General features: G+C 57.1%; 17 protein-coding genes. 11 read left to right on the top strand and 6 right to left on the bottom strand.

Annotated elements, in window-relative coordinates; all coding sequences use genetic code 11:
- Nucleotides 1–187: 187 nt before the first annotated feature.
- Nucleotides 188–853 (bottom strand): DNA repair protein RadC, encoded by a 666-nt coding sequence (gene radC / locus EDF81_RS18760; RefSeq protein WP_123349684.1) that lies wholly within the window; start codon nucleotides 851–853, stop codon nucleotides 188–190.
- Nucleotides 854–1,029: 176 nt separating this feature from the next.
- Here radC and coaBC point away from each other — a divergent pair, with 176 nt between their 5' ends.
- The 4 genes from coaBC (at nucleotide 1,030) to EDF81_RS18740 (ending at nucleotide 4,640) form a co-directional block, all read left to right on the top strand.
- Nucleotides 1,030–2,241 carry a bifunctional phosphopantothenoylcysteine decarboxylase/phosphopantothenate--cysteine ligase CoaBC gene (gene coaBC / locus EDF81_RS18755; RefSeq protein WP_123349938.1) on the top strand — a complete coding sequence of 404 codons (1,212 nt, stop codon included), beginning with the start codon at nucleotides 1,030–1,032 and terminating at the stop codon, nucleotides 2,239–2,241.
- Nucleotides 2,219–2,677 carry a dUTP diphosphatase gene (gene dut, locus EDF81_RS18750; protein WP_123349683.1) on the top strand — a complete coding sequence of 153 codons (459 nt, stop codon included), beginning with the start codon at nucleotides 2,219–2,221 and terminating at the stop codon, nucleotides 2,675–2,677. Before coaBC ends, dut begins: the two co-directional genes overlap by 23 nt.
- Before the next feature lie 159 nt (nucleotides 2,678–2,836).
- A complete protein-coding gene (gene slmA / locus EDF81_RS18745; protein ID WP_123349682.1) occupies nucleotides 2,837–3,433 on the top strand; it encodes a nucleoid occlusion factor SlmA in 597 nt (198 codons plus the stop codon).
- 190 nt (nucleotides 3,434–3,623) lie between these two features.
- Nucleotides 3,624–4,640, top strand: coding sequence for an SMP-30/gluconolactonase/LRE family protein (locus tag EDF81_RS18740; RefSeq protein ID WP_123349681.1), 1,017 nt, complete (start codon nucleotides 3,624–3,626; stop codon nucleotides 4,638–4,640).
- A gap of 38 nt (nucleotides 4,641–4,678) precedes the next feature.
- On the opposite strand, the gene pyrE is transcribed toward EDF81_RS18740, so the two are convergent.
- Both pyrE and rph read right to left on the bottom strand, forming a co-directional pair.
- A complete protein-coding gene (gene pyrE / locus EDF81_RS18735; RefSeq protein ID WP_123349680.1) occupies nucleotides 4,679–5,320 on the bottom strand; it encodes an orotate phosphoribosyltransferase in 642 nt (213 codons plus the stop codon).
- 60 nt (nucleotides 5,321–5,380) lie between these two features.
- A complete protein-coding gene (rph, locus tag EDF81_RS18730) occupies nucleotides 5,381–6,097 on the bottom strand; it encodes a ribonuclease PH (protein WP_123349679.1) in 717 nt (238 codons plus the stop codon).
- Between the two features lie 123 nt (nucleotides 6,098–6,220).
- Here rph and EDF81_RS18725 point away from each other — a divergent pair, with 123 nt between their 5' ends.
- Nucleotides 6,221–7,084 carry a YicC/YloC family endoribonuclease gene (locus EDF81_RS18725; protein WP_123349678.1) on the top strand — a complete coding sequence of 288 codons (864 nt, stop codon included), beginning with the start codon at nucleotides 6,221–6,223 and terminating at the stop codon, nucleotides 7,082–7,084.
- A 157-nt stretch (nucleotides 7,085–7,241) separates the two neighbouring features.
- Here the strand turns inward: EDF81_RS18725 and EDF81_RS24385 are convergent, their stop codons facing one another.
- From EDF81_RS24385 to ligB, 3 genes are all read right to left on the bottom strand, one after another.
- On the bottom strand, nucleotides 7,242–7,406 hold the full coding sequence (locus EDF81_RS24385; protein WP_404851504.1) for an IS3 family transposase: 165 nt from the start codon (nucleotides 7,404–7,406) through the stop codon (nucleotides 7,242–7,244).
- 168 nt (nucleotides 7,407–7,574) lie between these two features.
- Nucleotides 7,575–8,165, bottom strand: coding sequence for a hypothetical protein (locus EDF81_RS18720; RefSeq protein WP_123349677.1), 591 nt, complete (start codon nucleotides 8,163–8,165; stop codon nucleotides 7,575–7,577).
- 299 nt (nucleotides 8,166–8,464) lie between these two features.
- Entirely contained in the window at nucleotides 8,465–10,153 is a 1,689-nt protein-coding gene (gene ligB, locus EDF81_RS18715; protein ID WP_260232733.1) for an NAD-dependent DNA ligase LigB, read from the bottom strand.
- Nucleotides 10,154–10,409: 256 nt separating this feature from the next.
- Between ligB and gmk the strand changes: the two genes are divergently transcribed.
- The 6 genes from gmk to glpX are packed head-to-tail and all read left to right on the top strand — an operon-like array spanning nucleotide 10,410 to nucleotide 17,321.
- Nucleotides 10,410–11,033 carry a guanylate kinase gene (gmk, locus tag EDF81_RS18710; RefSeq protein ID WP_123349675.1) on the top strand — a complete coding sequence of 208 codons (624 nt, stop codon included), beginning with the start codon at nucleotides 10,410–10,412 and terminating at the stop codon, nucleotides 11,031–11,033.
- 54 nt (nucleotides 11,034–11,087) lie between these two features.
- Nucleotides 11,088–11,363, top strand: coding sequence for a DNA-directed RNA polymerase subunit omega (gene rpoZ, locus EDF81_RS18705; RefSeq protein ID WP_123349674.1), 276 nt, complete (start codon nucleotides 11,088–11,090; stop codon nucleotides 11,361–11,363).
- A gap of 19 nt (nucleotides 11,364–11,382) precedes the next feature.
- Nucleotides 11,383–13,491, top strand: coding sequence for a bifunctional GTP diphosphokinase/guanosine-3',5'-bis pyrophosphate 3'-pyrophosphohydrolase (gene spoT, locus EDF81_RS18700; RefSeq protein ID WP_123349673.1), 2,109 nt, complete (start codon nucleotides 11,383–11,385; stop codon nucleotides 13,489–13,491).
- Nucleotides 13,492–13,495: 4 nt separating this feature from the next.
- Nucleotides 13,496–14,185, top strand: coding sequence for a tRNA (guanosine(18)-2'-O)-methyltransferase TrmH (gene trmH, locus EDF81_RS18695; RefSeq protein WP_123349672.1), 690 nt, complete (start codon nucleotides 13,496–13,498; stop codon nucleotides 14,183–14,185).
- 3 nt (nucleotides 14,186–14,188) lie between these two features.
- Entirely contained in the window at nucleotides 14,189–16,270 is a 2,082-nt protein-coding gene (gene recG / locus EDF81_RS18690; RefSeq protein WP_123349671.1) for an ATP-dependent DNA helicase RecG, read from the top strand.
- 40 nt (nucleotides 16,271–16,310) lie between these two features.
- Nucleotides 16,311–17,321 (top strand): class II fructose-bisphosphatase, encoded by a 1,011-nt coding sequence (glpX, locus tag EDF81_RS18685; RefSeq protein ID WP_123349670.1) that lies wholly within the window; start codon nucleotides 16,311–16,313, stop codon nucleotides 17,319–17,321.
- Nucleotides 17,322–17,344 lie beyond the last annotated feature (23 nt).

Here is a 17,344-nt window from a genome sequence, read left to right as displayed (position 1 = left end):
AGCTTCGTATAGGGTTATGGCGCCTCGTCAGGCTGCAAGCCTGGTCTCTGGCGGTTCAATGCGAACCCACAGTGCCAGGCCCATAATGCCAAACCCGAGATTCTCAAAGGTGGCGTAGTATACGCTGCATCAGCGGTGTGCTCAAGTCCCGAACAGACAAAGATCCCAATGGATCGTGCAGAATGGTCTAAATCCAACCACGTTCAGCAAAAGAAACGTACTCTCCGCGACCGATCACCAGATGGTCGAGCACCCGAATATCCATGAAGCGACAGCACTTTACCACTCTTTCGGTGATAAGTTTATCAGAACGACTCGGTTCAGCGCGACCAGAAGGATGATTGTGCGCAAGGATCACCCCCGCTGCGTTAACTTTAATCGCTTCGCGGACGATCTCGCGCGGATGGACCTCGACGTGGCTCAGGGTGCCGGAAAACATCCGGCAGTGCTTCAGCACCCGATTCTGGGTGTCGAGAAAGATCACCATAAAGATCTCGCGCTCTTCGCCGGTGAGCTGGCTTTGTAAAAATTCCCGCGTCAGTTCCGGGCTCATCAGGGTCTGCTCCGCCAGCACACGAACGCTGTAATAGCGTCGTGCCAGTTCGGCAACGCCGCGCAGCTGCGCATACTTGGCGACCCCGATACCGCGTATGGCATGGAACTCCGCCAGGTCCGCCGAGAGTAAATCATACAGCGAGCCGAAATGCTGCAGTAGGTCGCGGGCCAGCGTCATTACATTTTTCCCCTGGCTGCCGGTGCGTAAAAACAGCGCCAGTAGCTCTACGTCGCTCAACGCATCAATTCCAAAACGCAGCATCTTTTCACGCGGTAATAGCCGATCCGTCAGTTCCATAGACTCGTTCTCCTTCGTCACCTGGCCTATGTTGCCACAGCGGATTTCGCCGGACGATGGACGAATAACGCAGTTACGCGGTGGCTCGCAAAGTGAATGCGGACCGTGCGCACGACGAACCTGGTATTGTGATAAAATCCTCGTCTTGTGGTGAACCCAAACAGGAAAGAAGCATGATGAGCCTGGCCGGTAAAAAGATTGTTCTCGGCGTGAGCGGCGGCATTGCCGCCTACAAAACGCCTGAGCTGGTACGTCGTCTGCGCGATCGCGGCGCGGATGTCCGGGTAGTAATGACCGATGCCGCAAAAGCCTTTATCACGCCGCTGAGCCTGCAGGCCGTTTCAGGCTATCCGGTTTCCGATAGTCTGCTCGATCCGGCTGCGGAAGCGGCAATGGGCCATATCGAACTGGGCAAATGGGCCGATCTGGTCATTCTTGCCCCGGCAACGGCAGACTTAATCGCCCGTATTGCAGCCGGTATGGCTAACGATCTGGTGACAACCATTTGCCTGGCAACGCCGTCGCCTGTGGCGGTGGTTCCGGCCATGAATCAGCAGATGTACCGGGCCACGGCGACCCAGCATAATCTTGGCGTCATCGCCTCTCGCGGCCTGCTGGTGTGGGGCCCGGATAGCGGCAGCCAGGCCTGCGGCGACGTGGGGCCGGGACGCATGCTCGACCCGATGACCATCGTTGAGATGGCCGCAGGGCATTTCTCGCCTGTCAAAGACCTGCAACATCTGAATATCATGATTACCGCAGGCCCGACCCGTGAGCCGCTGGATCCGGTGCGCTATATCACCAATCTCAGCTCCGGTAAGATGGGCTTCGCCATTGCGGCAGCAGCGGCACGGCGCGGCGCTAACGTCACGCTGGTCAGCGGTCCGGTGTCGTTGCCGACGCCGCCATTTGTTCAGCGCGTGGACGTCGTTACCGCCCTGGAAATGGAAGCGGCCGTGCAGGCCGGTGCCCAGTCGCAGCATATTTTTATCGGCTGTGCGGCGGTTGCCGACTATCGGGCGATGGAAATTGCCGATCAAAAAATTAAAAAACAGGGCGATGAATTAATCATAAAAATGGTTAAAAATCCGGACATTGTCGCCGGCGTCGGTGCCCTCCAGGCCAACCGACCCTATGTGGTAGGATTTGCCGCAGAAACAAATAATGTGGAAGAATATGCCCGGCAAAAACGCGCCCGCAAAAACCTCGATCTGATCTGTGCAAACGATGTATCGCTTGCCGGTCAGGGGTTTAACAGCGACAGCAATGCCCTGCACCTTTTCTGGCATGACGGCGACAAGCCTCTGCCGCTGGAGCGCAAAGAGCGCCTGGGCGAACTATTACTGGACGAGATCGTTACCCGCTATGATGAAAAAAATCGACGTTAAGATTCTGGACCCGCGTATTGGCCAGCAGTTCCCGCTGCCAACCTATGCCACCTCCGGCTCTGCCGGACTTGACCTGCGTGCCTGTCTCGATGACGCCGTAGAGCTGGCGCCGGGTGCCACCACTCTGCTGCCAACCGGCCTGGCCATTCATATCGCCGACCCGTCTCTGGCGGCGGTGATCCTGCCGCGCTCCGGCCTGGGTCATAAGCATGGTATTGTACTGGGCAATCTGGTGGGCCTGATCGACTCTGACTACCAGGGTCAACTGATGGTTTCCGTCTGGAACCGTGGGCAGGATAGCTTTACCATTCAGCCGGGCGAACGCGTCGCGCAGATGGTATTCGTGCCGGTCGTACAGGCTGAATTTAACCTGGTCACCGATTTTGACGCCACGGATCGTGGCGAGGGTGGCTTCGGCCACTCAGGGCGCCAGTAAGTCGCCCTTAACCACACCCGCCTTTATTCTGAGTGCGGGTGTGTCTGTTTAAACGCATCCCACGGCGTAATAATGCCATAACATCATCGCAGGCCCGGTTTGCGGTCGCTGTGTGGGTGCTCGCCTGACAAGTGCTTATTTTCTGGGGTATTTTGTAACATGGCAGAAAAACAAACTGCGAAAAGGAATCGTCGCGAAGAAATACTTCAGTCTCTGGCGCTGATGCTGGAATCCAGTGACGGTAGCCAGCGCATCACGACCGCGAAACTGGCGGCCTCTGTCGGCGTGTCGGAAGCGGCGCTGTATCGCCATTTCCCCAGCAAAACGCGGATGTTCGATAGCCTGATTGAGTTTATCGAAGACAGCCTGACCACCCGCATTAACCTGATCCTCAAAGACGAGAAGGACACCAACGGGCGTTTACGCCTGATTGTCCTGCTGGTTCTGGGCTTTGGTGAACGCAACCCTGGCCTGACCCGCATCCTGACCGGCCACGCGCTGATGTTTGAACAGGATCGCCTGCAGGGGCGGATTAACCAGCTGTTCGAACGTATCGAAGCCCAGCTGCGCCAGGTTCTGCGCGAGCGCAAAATGCGTGAAGGCGAAGGCTATATTACCGATGAATCTCTGCTCGCCAGCCAGCTAATGGCCTACTGTGAAGGGATGCTCTCTCGCTTCGTGCGCAGCGAATTTAAATATCGCCCGACCGATGATTTCGATGCACGCTGGCCGCTGCTTTCTGCACAGCTCCAGTAATACAGGTGCAGCCACGACGGCTGCATTCTTTTATTCCCGTCGTTCATCTTACGCTTTGTAAAAAAGCCCAGGAACATTCGTTTAATTGCCAGATGTTCTGCCCCGGCACATTCTCTACCCTCCCTCTGGAAGGATCGCTGTACCTAAACAAAATAATAAGCCAGATACCCTACAGATAAGGAGAGACCGGATGGCCACATCCCGGCGTGAACTGTTAAAACTGGGCGGCATTGCAACCGCCTCCCTGCTCCTCAGCCCAAAAAGCTTCGCCTCATGGGAACCCTCGCCCCGCTACCCCGACCCGCGTATCGCTGCCCTGGATGACAGCTTTCGCGGCTATATGCTCTCCAGCGCAAAAGTAGAGCAAATCGCCACCGGCTGCCGCTGGGCGGAAGGTCCGGTCTGGTTTGGCGATAGCCGGATGTTGCTCTGGAGCGATATCCCCAACAACGCCATTATGCGCTGGGATGAGATAACCGGTGAAACCAGCGTATTCCGCCAGCCGTCGAACTTCGCTAACGGCCACGCCCGCGATCGCCAGGGGCGACTCATCAGCTGCGAGCACGACACCCGGCGCATTACCCGAACCGAATACGACGGCACCATTACCGTGCTGGCGGACGGATTTGAGGGCAAACCGTTTAACTCCCCCAACGATATCGTGGTGAAGTCGGACGGCTCCATCTGGTTTACCGATCCGCCGTTTGGCATCGCCGGGTTTTATGAAGGACATCAGGCTAAACCTGAACTGCCGCAGAACGTCTATCGTCTGGACCCGGAAACCCGCAAGCTCAGCGTCGCTGTCGGCGATGTGAAAGGCCCGAACGGGATCTGTTTTTCCCCGGATGAAAAAATCCTCTATGTCGTGGAGAGCCGGGCTACGCCCAATCGCCTGATTCTGGCGTGGGACGTGGTGGATAACCAGCTGAAAAATCGGCGGGTGCATATCGACTGCGGCAACGGTACGGCGGACGGTATTGCCTGCGATATCGACGGCAATCTGTGGTGCGGCTGGGGAATGGGAACGGAAGAGCTCGACGGCGTGCGGGTCTTTAACACCGCAGGGAAGGCTATCGGCATGATCCATCTGCCAGAGCGCTGCGCTAACCTCTGCTTCGGCGGACGGGCCAGCAACCGCCTGTTTATGGCCTCCAGCACCTCGATCTACGCGCTGTATGTTAATACCCAGGGCGCGAAGCTGCTGTAACGCGTGATACCCGGCAGCCAGGCTGCCGGGTGAACGTCTTAAACGCCGAACTGCTCGCGGTAGGCGCGGACCGAAGCCAGATGGTCGGCCATCTCCGGCTTCTCTTCCAGCCAGCTAATCAGCTCTTTCAGGGTGATAATCGAAATCACCTGACAGCCGTAGTCCCGCTCGACTTCCTGAATCGCCGAGATATCCGCACGCCCACGCTCCTGGCGGTCCAGCGCAATCAACACGCCGGCCAGAGTGGCGCCGTTGGCCTGGATAATTTCCATCGACTCACGGATCGCGGTACCGGCGGTGATCACATCATCCACCAGCATCACGCGGCCCTGTAGCGCGCTACCCACCAGGCTGCCGCCTTCGCCGTGGTCTTTGGCCTCTTTGCGGTTAAAGCAGTAAGGCACATCGCGCTCGTGATGCTCAGCCAGCGCCACGGCGGTCGTCGTGGCAATCGGGATGCCTTTATAGGCCGGGCCAAACAGCAGGTCGAAATCGATCGCAGAATCCACCAGCGCCTCGGCGTAAAAACGGCCTAACAGTGCCAGATCGCGCCCGGTGTTAAACAGCCCGGCGTTGAAGAAATAGGGGCTTTTGCGCCCGGATTTCAGGGTGAACTCGCCGAACTTCAGGACCTGCTTGTTAAGCGCAAATTCAATAAACTGGCGCTGATACGGTTTCATGGATTTGCTCCTCACTTTTCTACAGACAAAAAAAAGGCGACTCTTCAGTCGCCTTCAATTTTAATTTTCTAACGCCGCCTTCTGGGCGACGACAATGGATTCGATTCCCCCTCTGGCCAGCGCCAGCAGGGTCAATAACTCTTCATGACTGAACGGTTCGCCTTCGGCGGTGCCCTGGACTTCAATCATGCGGCCATCTTCGGTCATCACCACGTTCATATCGGTTTCTGCCGCGGAGTCTTCAACGTACTCCAGATCGCAGAGCGCTTCTCCATTGACGATGCCCACGGAGACCGCTGCCACCATTCCTTTCAGCGGGCTGGCCTTCAGTTTACCGGCGGCAACCAGGCCGTTCAGGGCATCGGCCAGCGCCACACAGGCGCCGGAAATGGACGCGGTACGGGTACCGCCATCGGCCTGAATAACGTCGCAGTCGAGGGTAATGGTGAATTCACCAAGCGCTTTCAGATCGACCGCCGCACGCAGAGCGCGGGCAATCAGACGCTGGATTTCCATGGTGCGGCCGCCCTGTTTCCCCTTCGCCGCTTCGCGGGCGTTACGGGTGTGGGTGGCGCGCGGCAACATACCGTATTCGGCAGTGATCCAGCCCTGGCCCTGGCCTTTCAGAAAGCGCGGCACGCCCTCTTCAACGGTGGCGGTACAGAGCACTTTGGTCTCACCAAACTCAACCAGCACGGCGCCTTCTGCGTGTTTTGTGTAATTACGGGTCAGGGTGATAGGGCGAACCTGATGAACGCTACGGCCTGCTGGACGCATGATGATTTCTCCGGCGATGACGAATGTGGCTGCGCATTATACGGACTTCCCGAGCTTATTCCTATCCTGCAAGGGCCGTGAAAGCTATAATCCCCCATCTCTTCTTTAAAAACAGGAACGTCTATGATCCGCAGCATGACCGCCTACGCCCGCCGGGAAATCAAAGGTACATGGGGCTCTGCCTCCTGGGAACTGCGCTCGGTAAACCAGCGTTATCTGGAAACCTATTTCCGCATGCCGGAACAGTTCCGTAGCCTTGAGCCGGTGGTCCGCGAGCGTATCCGTGCCCGCCTGACGCGCGGTAAAGTTGAATGCAACCTGCGCTTTGAGCCGGACGCCAGCGCCCAGGGAGAGCTGCTGCTGAATGAAAAACTGGCTAAACAGCTGGTTACCGCTGCGAACTGGGTCAAAATGCAGAGCGACGAAGGGGAAATTAACCCGGTTGATATCCTGCGCTGGCCGGGCGTGATGTCTGCTCAGGAGCAGGATCTGGACGCCATCACCGCCGAAATCCTTTCTGCCCTCGACGGCGCACTGGACGACTTTATCGAAGCCCGCGAAACCGAAGGGCAGGCGTTAAAAGCGCTGATTGAGCAGCGTCTGCAGGGCGTCAGTGACGAAGTGGTCAGGGTTCGCTCGCATATGCCGGAAATCCTCGTGTGGCAGCGTGAACGTCTGGTCGCCAAACTGGAAGACGCGCAGGTTCAGCTGGAAAACAACCGCCTGGAGCAGGAACTGGTCCTGATGGCGCAGCGTATCGACGTTGCCGAAGAACTGGATCGTCTGGAAGCGCACGTTAAAGAAACCTACAACATCCTGAAGAAAAAAGAGGCCGTTGGCCGCCGCCTCGACTTTATGATGCAGGAGTTCAACCGCGAGTCGAACACTCTGGCATCAAAATCTATCAATGCTGACGTCACCAATGCCGCCATTGAGCTGAAAGTGCTGATCGAGCAAATGCGCGAGCAGATTCAGAATATCGAGTAAGTTCTCTCAAAATCCATTGAATTACACAAGCCCATGCTTTATGGGCTTTTTTATTTAAATGACAGTATCTAAAAGACTATCTCAATCCAACAAAAAACACTGATAAGTGGGGAGTATGATGGGGAGGGTTTTAGCTTTACCAGGCAGAAAAGTACGTTTATAACCATGTAGTCCCCCTATGAAATTTAGTCAGGATGTAAGCATACCCGTTTTGGCTCCACGCACTTTTTGAGATTTGCTTGTTTTCAGCCATCACCCGGTATTCTTCCGGCGTCAGGTTATGCAGGGATTCATGAGACCGTTCGCTGTTATAGTCAGCCAGTTCAGGGCTCGTGCCAAACCGAAACTGGCGAATCCACTACTCACTCCTGTGCATAGAGGATTGCCAGTGCATTCTGTTGAAACACGCTCCCACTTAGCTGATATCATTCTGCTTCCGGGTTTGTGCCTCCCAAAAAAATAAACACCATCAAGTGTAGATATCAAAAAATCAATTAAATTTCTCGCGCTTAACTGCTGAAAACTCAATGATCATTATTGATGCTGCTCGAGGTGTTATTTGGACTGCATAGCAAGAATAAGAAAACATGCACTGTGCATATGAACCTGCTTTTCTAAACATAAGTACCGGGCCATCTGGTCGCTCCAGATAAATATACTCATCCCCTTTTCTTGTTATTTTTATCCCCTGGGTCGCTATTCTCTCCGTTTTTTCCAGTCGTGACCACTGCAAAAAATCCGCCAATTCTTTTATTCTCTTATCAATATTTTCTTTCCCCGGCCCACCTCTCATGACAAACCCCGTCATGTTGCCCGGTTCACTATAATAGCTGATATAATCACCATCCAGCGCCTTTGAATAACGAAAACCGAAAGGATGCTCATATACCCGAAGGGTGTCAGGAATCTTGCTGCCATCAGTAGTACTGAGGGTACTTATATCAGCAGCTCTGACCGCAACAGTTGTAAATTTTGCTTCCGAGTGATACCACTCTTCAGTGAGTGGTATATATCCATATCCTGTACAGCCGGACAGAGTACATACCAATAATAAAAACAAAAAATTATAGAAAAATCGCATCTTAAAATCCCTGTTTGACAGAAATACATCCTACCCGGAAACACCCAGATAACTGATCAACACATTTTGATGTGTAATGTTATCGGCTAAACGAAGCAAATGTTTATGCGTAGTTACCCATCCTATTCAATAGCGACCAGATACGACCTCACAGCCCAACCTCACTTAACCCACGGTTTAAAAAGACTCACCACACAAGATTCAATCGAATAAACCGCAGTATCATGCTAATACATGAACCTCGTTAAATGGACGGCCCCGTAAGTGGGCTTCTTATTCCCACCGTCTGAGACCCGCTATCACCGCCCCACAAACCCCGAAATCCCCTGTCCCGCCAGCCACTCGGCCAGCGCCGCGATATCCTCGTGAGTAAGCCAGCGCTGTAGCTGCCGAACGCGTTCATCTCCCACGCCTGGCAACGTTCGCCACTGTCTGTCGCTACGCGCAATAAGTTCCTGCCAGTGGCTGGCACCCAGCGCATTTAATGCCGCCTGAGTGAGCGGGATCCCCATCACGTTGACCCAGCGAATAAACGGCCGGTCACGTACCAGATTAAAACAGTGCCAGAGTAGTTCTCCTCTGGCAGGCGAGATACCCGGCGTCGCCTGCAGCTGGGCTTTGGTCAGCGCCAGCCAGGAGAAGATATGACCGAAGCGGTGCGTCTGATGCAGCAATCGCCAGCTCGCCTCGCTGATGCCTTCTATATTGAGTCCCTGCGCAGAACCCAGCCATACCAGCCGGGCGATAAACTGCTCCGCACAGCCAACGGAGGCGTAAAAACACGTCAGCGAGGTCAATTCCGCTTCCGGCGGCGTCGGCTTATGGCGCACGGTGGAGCGCCATACAACACGGTCAATCCTGGGGATCCCCTGCCCGGCAAGGCTGACCTGGACCTGATCCCCCGGTGCGATATCGAGCGTATTCCAGCGCTTCAGCGAGCCGATGTTCACCCTTTGTACCCGTTTATCATCCAGCTGTACCGGCTCAAGCTGCGCCACCACCGCCAGCCTGCCGGTGCGCCCGACGGCAAACTGAATCGCCCGGACGTCGGCTACCTGAGCGACGGGCGGATATTTCCAGGCCACGATCCACTCCCCCTGCCCGGGCATCCAGTGCTGCCCATCGGGTTCCGTCGCCGTTCTGACCACCACGCCGTCGGTCACAAAAGGCAGCGGTTCGCTGAACCAGCGGGAGCGTTGTTCGGCAACGGCCTGTACATCCTTCACCGGCAGGGTGTAACGAGCGCTCAGCCCGAAGCCTCCGGTACGAAGCTCAGCCAGCCTCTGCGTCATGTTCGCCGGGCCGTCCGGCCAGGCCCAGACGAAGAGGCCGATTTCCCGCAGTAAAGGCGAAGGCGCGTTGCGCATCATGGCACCGGCAACCTTCGACCTGGCGTTAATCCCGCCCATCCGCTTCTGGCTATGCCCTTCGCGCAGCAAAAACAGCTCCCCCTGCAGCACGCTATTGGCAAACGCGCCCGTAACGCGCTGCGGAATCGACGGGATCTGCCGGACGTTTGCCGTCCAGTCTTCGCCCTTCAGGCCGTTGCCCCGACTGATCGCCTGCTGCAATACTCCGTTGCGATAGACCAGGGTGACCGCAACCCCATCGACTTTGGGCTGCACCCACAGCTCCCCTTTATTCGCCATCCAGCGGGCAAGCTGGCGTTCATCCGCCAGTTTGCGCACGCCCGTATGGGCAACGGGATGAATAACGGTGCCGACAATAGGCGGCGTTTCCATATCGTCGACCGCCGTCAGGGAAAAACAGCGCCGCCAGTACGCCAGCCGCTCGCTGAGCCGGTCATAGACCTCATCGTTTACCGCGCTGGCACCCTGCTTCCAGTAGTCGTCATTCCATTGCGCAAGCTGCTGATGCAGGCGCGTGACCTCCTGCTGCGCCCTGGCGGGCGACCATACCGGGCAATCCGCCAGGCCTTGCGCGCAGTACAGCAGAATGAGTACCGCGCCGATCATCCTTTGCCACATAGCCGTCCCTCCCGAAGTCGTTGCGGAAGATATAACCGAGGAGAGGAAAGGCACGCGAGCCGCAAAAATCAGCTCTGCGTAGAGGCTCGTGGCTTTTTTATCAGGTTGCTGTAATCGGAGGAGAAAACAGGAAAACCCGCCGCATAATCGAATAATCCGCCTGAAAAAGTGTGACAAAGGCTACGTCGCGCAGCGCCGCCGTGTATAATGAGCCCGTATGTAAGCCCTTATTCACACGCACATACACAAGACTCTCATGGCCCAAGGTACGCTTTATATTGTTTCAGCCCCCAGCGGGGCGGGTAAATCCAGCCTGATTCAGGCTTTATTAAAAACCCAGCCGCTGTACGACACCCAGGTTTCTGTTTCACACACCACGCGTGCGCCGCGTCCGGGTGAAGTGCACGGGGAACACTATTTCTTTGTGAATCACGACGATTTCCGGACGATGATTGGCAGAGAAGCGTTTCTGGAACACGCGGAAGTGTTTGGTAACTACTACGGCACCTCACGCGAAACCATTGAGCAGGTACTGGCTACCGGCGTGGATGTGTTCCTGGATATCGACTGGCAGGGCGCGCAGCAAATTCGCGTAAAAATGCCTCAGGCACGCAGTATCTTTATTCTGCCGCCGTCGAAAGACGAGCTGGATCGCCGCCTGCGCGGTCGCGGTCAGGATAGCGAAGAGGTCATCGGCAAGCGCATGGCGCTGGCCGTAGCGGAAATGAGTCACTACGCCGAATATGATTACCTTATTGTGAATGATGATTTCGATACCGCCCTGGGCGATCTGAAAACCATTATTCGCGCCGAACGTCTGCGCATGGGCCGCCAAAAGCAGCGACATGACGCTTTAATCAGCAAACTGTTGGCAGACTGACACCACTTTCAGTATCATGCCCAGTCATTTCTTCACCTGTGGAGCATTTTAAATATGGCACGCGTAACTGTTCAGGACGCTGTAGAGAAAATTGGTAACCGTTTTGACCTGGTTCTGGTCGCCGCGCGTCGCGCTCGTCAGATGCAGACAGGCGGTAAAGATCCGCTGGTACCGGAAGAAAACGATAAAACCACCGTTATCGCACTGCGCGAAATCGAAGAAGGTCTGATCACCAACCAGATCCTCGACGTACGTGAGCGCCAGGAACAGCAAGAGCAGGAAGCCGCAGAACTGCAGGCCGTCACTGCCATTGCTGAAGGTCGTCGTTAATTAAACCTGCGGGTCGCCCTTGTATCTGTTTGAAAGCCTGAATCAGCTGATTCAAACCTACCTGCCGGAAGACCAGATTAAGCGTCTCCAGCAGGCGTATCTCGTTGCACGTGACGCTCACGAGGGCCAGACACGTTCAAGCGGTGAACCCTACATCACGCATCCGGTAGCGGTGGCCTCTATTCTGGCCGAGATGAAACTCGACCATGAAACGCTGATGGCCGCGCTGCTGCATGACGTGATTGAAGACACCCCTGCCACCTACCAGGATATGGAACAGCTGTTTGGCAAAAGCGTTGCCGAGCTGGTGGAAGGGGTATCCAAACTTGATAAGCTCAAGTTCCAGGATAAAAAAGAGGCGCAGGCCGAAAACTTCCGCAAGATGATTATGGCGATGGTGCAGGATATCCGCGTCATCCTTATCAAGCTTGCCGACCGCACCCACAATATGCGCACCCTGGGCTCTCTTCGCCCGGACAAACGTCGCCGCATCGCCCGTGAAACCCTCGAGATCTACAGCCCCCTGGCACACCGTTTAGGTATTCATCACATTAAAACCGAGCTGGAAGAGCTGGGTTTTGAGGCGCTGTACCCAAACCGCTTCCGGGTGATCAAAGAGGTAGTGAAAGCCGCACGTGGCAACCGTAAAGAGATGATTCAGAAGATCCTGTCGGAAATCGAAGGGCGTCTTCAGGAAGCGGGAATCGCCTGCCGCGTCAGCGGTCGCGAAAAGCATCTCTACTCGATCTACTGCAAAATGGTGCTGAAAGAGCAGCGTTTTCACTCGATCATGGATATCTACGCCTTCCGCGTGATTGTCCACGATCTGGATACCTGCTACCGCGTACTCGGCCAGATGCACAGCCTCTATAAGCCACGTCCGGGTCGCGTGAAAGACTATATCGCTATCCCCAAGGCGAACGGATATCAGTCCCTGCACACCTCGATGATCGGCCCGCACGGCGTTCCGGTTGAGGTGCAGATCCGCACTGAGGATATGGACCAGATGGCGGAGATGGGGGTTGCGGCACACTGGGCTTATAAAGAGCACGTCGAAAGCAGCACCACTGCGCAAATTCGCGCCCAGCGCTGGCTGCAGAGCCTGCTGGAACTTCAACAGAGCGCGGGCAGCTCCTTTGAATTTATCGAGAGCGTTAAATCCGATCTTTTCCCGGATGAGATTTACGTTTTCACCCCGGAAGGCCGCATTGTCGAACTGCCTGCGGGCGCCACGCCGGTGGACTTCGCCTATGCGGTGCATACGGACATCGGCCACGCCTGCGTTGGCGCACGCGTCGACCGACAGCCTTATCCGCTGTCCCAGTCCCTGACCAGCGGCCAGACGGTAGAAATCATCACCGCACCGGGCGCACGTCCAAACGCGGCCTGGCTGAACTTTGTCGTCAGCTCGAAAGCACGCGCCAAAATTCGCCAGATGCTGAAAAACCTCAAGCGCGATGACTCCGTCAGCCTGGGTCGTCGCCTGCTGAATCATGCCCTTGGCGGCAGCCGCAAGCTGGCCGAAATCCCGCAGGATAATATCCAGCGCGAAATCGACCGCATGAAGCTCGCCACCCTTGACGATCTGCTGGCGGAAATCGGCCTCGGCAACGCCATGAGCGTCGTCGTGGCAAGAAATCTGCAGCAGGGCGAAGACGGTGCAACCTCACTGGGAACCCAGAGCGGTCACCTGCCGATTAAAGGCGCTGACGGGGTGTTAATCACCTTCGCCAAGTGCTGTCGTCCGATCCCCGGCGACCCGATTATCGCCCACGTCAGCCCTGGTAAAGGGCTGGTTATCCACCATGAGTCCTGTCGTAACATCCGTGGCTACCAGAAAGAGCCAGAGAAGTTTATGGCGGTGGAGTGGGACAAAGACACCGGCCAGGAGCTGATCACCGAAATCAAGGTGGATATGTTCAACCACCAGGGTGCGCTGGCTAACCTGACCGCGGCAATCAACACTGCCTCTTCCAATATTCAGAGCCTGAATACCGAAGAGAAAGACGGCCGCGTCTACAGCGCCTTTATTCGTCTGACGGCGCGCGATCGCGTCCATCTGGCAAATATTATGCGCAAAATCCGCGTGATGCCGGACGTGATTAAAGTCACCCGCAACCGAAACTAGCGCGATGAGCCCGGAACGTTATCAACGGATCTGTGAAATGCTCGCCAGACGTCAGCCCGATCTGACGGTCTGCATGGAGCAGGTCCATAAACCGCATAACGTGTCCGCTATTGTCCGCACCGCAGACGCCATCGGCGTGCATGAAGTCCACGCCGTCTGGGCGAACAGCAAAGCGCGTCCGGGCCTCTCCGCCGCCGCAGGCAGCAGCAGCTGGGTAAAGCTGAAAACCCACGCCACCATCGGCGATGCTGTTGCCCACCTCAAAAGCAGCGGTATGCAAATCCTCGCGACGCATCTTTCTGATAACGCAGTAGATTTCCGCGAAGTCGACTACACGAAACCGTCCTGTATTCTGATGGGCCAGGAGAAAAGCGGGATCACCCGGGAAGCGCTGGACCTGGCGGATCGGGATATTGTTATCCCGATGACTGGCATGGTGCAGTCTCTTAACGTCTCGGTGGCCTCGGCCCTTATCCTTTATGAAGCCCAGCGCCAGCGGCAGAACGCCGGGATGTACCGGCGTGAAAACAGCCTGCTGGAACAGGACGAGCAGCAGCGCCTGCTGTTTGAAGGCGGCTATCCGGTCCTGGCCAGAGTGGCGAAACGCAAAGGCCTGCCCTATCCCCATATCAATGCGCAGGGCGAAATCGACGCCGATGCCGCATGGTGGGCCACTATGCAGGCGGCGAAGTAAACGATGAAAGGCCGCCTGTTAGACGCCATTCCACTCAATTCACTAACGGGCGTTGGCGCCGCGCAAAGCAGCAAGCTTGCCAAAATCGGCCTGCATACGGTGCAGGATCTCCTGCTCCACCTGCCTCTGCGCTATGAAGACCGCACCCAGCTCTATCCGATAGGCGACCTGCTGCCCGGTATCTACGCCACCGTGGAAGGCGAAGTCCTCAACAGCAATATCACCTTCGGCGGCCGCCGGATGATGACCTGCCAGATCAGCGACGGCTCTGGCATCCTTACGATGCGCTTTTTCAACTTTAACGCCGCGATGAAAAACAGCCTCGCCACCGGCCGCCGCGTACTGGCCTACGGTGAGGCGAAGCGCGGAAAATACGGCGCGGAGATGATCCACCCGGAGTATCGGGTACAGGGCGATCTCAGCACTCCGGATTTGCAGGAAACCCTGACGCCGGTCTATCCGACCACGGAAGGTATTAAGCAGGCAACGCTGCGCAAGCTGACTGACCAGGCGCTGGATCTGCTGGACACCTGCGCCATCAGCGAACTGCTGCCGCCGGAACTCGCTCAGGGCCTGATCAGCCTGCCCGCCGCGCTGCGCACCCTGCACCGCCCGCCGCCGTCGTTACAATTAAGCGACCTTGAGAGCGGCCAGCATCCTGCCCAGCGGCGTTTGATCCTCGAAGAGCTACTGGCTCATAACCTGAGTATGCTGGCGCTACGCGCCGGGGCTCAGCGCTATTATGCTCAGGCGCTCAGCGCCGAGGATAGTCTCAAAGCAGGCCTGCTGGCGGCGCTGCCGTTTAAACCTACCGGCGCTCAGGCGCGGGTGGTGGCGGAAATCGAAAAGGATATGGCTCAGAGCGTGCCGATGATGCGCCTGGTCCAGGGCGATGTTGGCTCAGGCAAAACCCTGGTGGCGGCACTGGCGGCGCTGCGGGCCATCGCCAACGGCAAGCAGGTCGCCCTGATGGCCCCGACCGAACTGCTGGCAGAGCAGCACGCCAGTAACTTCCGCAGCTGGTTTGCGCCGCTCGGCGTTGAAGTGGGCTGGCTGGCGGGTAAACAGAAGGGCAAAGCCCGCCTGGCACAGCAGGAAGCCATTGCCAGCGGTCAGGTGCAGATGGTGGTCGGCACCCACGCGATTTTCCAGGAACAGGTACAGTTTAGCGGCCTGGCGCTGGTGATTATTGACGAACAGCACCGTTTCGGCGTCCACCAGCGTCTGGCGCTGCGGGAAAAAGGCGAGCAGCAGGGTTTCCACCCGCATCAGCTGATTATGACCGCCACGCCGATCCCACGTACGCTGGCGATGACCGCCTACGCTGATCTTGATACCTCCGTCATTGACGAACTGCCGCCGGGCCGTACGCCGGTGACCACCGTTGCCATTCCCGATACGCGCCGAAGCGAGATTATCGACCGCGTACGCAGCGCCTGTACCGGCGAAGGCCGTCAGGCCTACTGGGTCTGCACCCTGATTGAAGAGTCCGATCTGCTGGAAGCCCAGGCCGCCGAAGCCACCTGGGAAGAGCTGAAGCTGACCCTGCCGGAGCTGAATATTGGCCTGGTCCACGGACGCATGAAACCGACAGAGAAACAGGCGGTAATGCAGGCCTTTAAAGCGGGCGAGCTGCATCTTCTGGTCGCCACCACGGTGATTGAAGTGGGCGTCGACGTGCCCAATGCCAGCCTGATGATTATCGAAAACCCGGAGCGTCTGGGCCTTGCGCAACTCCACCAGCTCAGAGGCCGCGTCGGCCGTGGCGCCGTCGCCTCCCACTGCGTGCTGCTGTTTAAAGCGCCCCTGTCGAAAACGGCGCAAAAGCGCCTCCAGGTGCTGCGCGACAGCAACGACGGCTTCGTGATTGCGCAAAAAGATTTAGAGATCCGCGGGCCGGGCGAACTGCTCGGCACCCGTCAGACCGGCAACGCCGAATTTAAGGTCGCCGACCTGCTGCGCGATCAGGCCATGATCCCCGAAGTTCAGCGCATCGCCCGCCACGTTCATGAACGTTACCCTGAACAGGCCGCGGCGCTGATCGACCGCTGGATGCCGGAAACCGAACGCTATTCCAATGCGTAGTATCCGCTGCGCGTCATCTTTACCGCTAAACGAGTGAGTTATGAGACGAGAGCTTGCCATCGAATTTTCCCGCGTGACCGAAGCCGCCGCCCTGGCCGGCTATAAATGGCTGGGCCGCGGCGATAAGAATATCGCCGACGGCGCGGCGGTCCACGCCATGCGCATTATGCTGAACCAGGTCAATATCGACGGTACCATCGTCATTGGCGAAGGGGAAATCGATGAAGCGCCGATGCTCTATATCGGTGAGAAAGTCGGGACCGGCGAGGGCGATGCGGTAGATATCGCCGTCGACCCTATCGAAGGCACCCGCATGACGGCGATGGGCCAGGCCAACGCTCTGGCGGTACTGGCCGTCGGCGACAAAGGCAGCTTCCTGAACGCGCCGGATATGTATATGGAGAAGCTGATTGTCGGCCCCGGTGCGAAAGGCGCCATCGACCTTAACCTTCCCCTGGCAGAAAACCTGCGCAATATCGCCGCCGCGCTGGATAAGCCTCTGAGCGAACTGACGGTCACCATTCTCGCTAAACCGCGCCATGATGCGACCATCGTTGAAATGCAGCAGCTCGGCGTGCGCGTCTTCGCCATTCCTGACGGTGACGTAGCCGCTTCGATTCTGACCTGTATGCCGGACAGCGAAGTCGACGTGCTGTACGGTATCGGCGGCGCGCCGGAAGGTGTGATTTCTGCCGCCGTGATCCGCGCCCTCGACGGCGATATGCACGGCCGCCTGCTGGCCCGTCACGACGTCAAAGGCGACAGCCCGGAAAACCGTCTGATCGGTGAAAGCGAGCTGGCCCGCTGCCAGGCCATGGGGATCGAAGCCGGTCGCGTCCTGCGCCTGGACGATATGGCCCGCAACGATAATGTGGTGTTTTCCGCCACCGGCATCACGAAAGGCGATCTGCTGGACGGGATTACCCGCAAGGGCAATATGGCCACCACGGAAACCCTGCTGATCCGCGGCAAATCACGCACCATCCGCCGTATCAAGTCGATTCACTACCTGGATCGCAAAGACCCGGACGTGCAGCGCCATATTCTGTAGCCGTAACGATTTATCTCTGAGAG

This window comes from Enterobacter sp. BIGb0383 (genome assembly GCF_003751845.1).
Classification (GTDB): domain Bacteria; phylum Pseudomonadota; class Gammaproteobacteria; order Enterobacterales; family Enterobacteriaceae; genus BIGb0383.
The sequence above is the reverse complement of the archived record's forward strand: the minus strand, read 5'-3'. Positions and strand labels throughout refer to the sequence as shown.

Bases quoted from the DNA above. Each gene is read 5' to 3' on its own strand.
- EDF81_RS18740 (WP_123349681.1), top strand. From the start codon at position 3,624: ATGGCCACATCCCGGCGTGAACTGTTAAAACTGGGCGGCATTGCAACC.
- rpoZ (WP_123349674.1), top strand. From the start codon at position 11,088: ATGGCACGCGTAACTGTTCAGGACGCTGTAGAGAAAATTGGTAACCGT.
- gmk (WP_123349675.1), top strand. From the start codon at position 10,410: ATGGCCCAAGGTACGCTTTATATTGTTTCAGCCCCCAGCGGGGCGGGT.
- pyrE (WP_123349680.1), bottom strand. From the start codon at position 5,320: ATGAAACCGTATCAGCGCCAGTTTATTGAATTTGCGCTTAACAAGCAG.
- radC (WP_123349684.1), bottom strand. From the start codon at position 853: ATGGAACTGACGGATCGGCTATTACCGCGTGAAAAGATGCTGCGTTTT.
- glpX (WP_123349670.1), top strand. From the start codon at position 16,311: ATGAGACGAGAGCTTGCCATCGAATTTTCCCGCGTGACCGAAGCCGCC.
- trmH (WP_123349672.1), top strand. From the start codon at position 13,496: ATGAGCCCGGAACGTTATCAACGGATCTGTGAAATGCTCGCCAGACGT.
- coaBC (WP_123349938.1), top strand. From the start codon at position 1,030: ATGAGCCTGGCCGGTAAAAAGATTGTTCTCGGCGTGAGCGGCGGCATT.
- EDF81_RS18725 (WP_123349678.1), top strand. From the start codon at position 6,221: ATGATCCGCAGCATGACCGCCTACGCCCGCCGGGAAATCAAAGGTACA.
- ligB (WP_260232733.1), bottom strand. From the start codon at position 10,153: ATGTGGCAAAGGATGATCGGCGCGGTACTCATTCTGCTGTACTGCGCG.
- EDF81_RS18720 (WP_123349677.1), bottom strand. From the start codon at position 8,165: ATGCGATTTTTCTATAATTTTTTGTTTTTATTATTGGTATGTACTCTG.
- recG (WP_123349671.1), top strand. From the start codon at position 14,189: ATGAAAGGCCGCCTGTTAGACGCCATTCCACTCAATTCACTAACGGGC.
- slmA (WP_123349682.1), top strand. From the start codon at position 2,837: ATGGCAGAAAAACAAACTGCGAAAAGGAATCGTCGCGAAGAAATACTT.
- rph (WP_123349679.1), bottom strand. From the start codon at position 6,097: ATGCGTCCAGCAGGCCGTAGCGTTCATCAGGTTCGCCCTATCACCCTG.
- dut (WP_123349683.1), top strand. From the start codon at position 2,219: ATGATGAAAAAAATCGACGTTAAGATTCTGGACCCGCGTATTGGCCAG.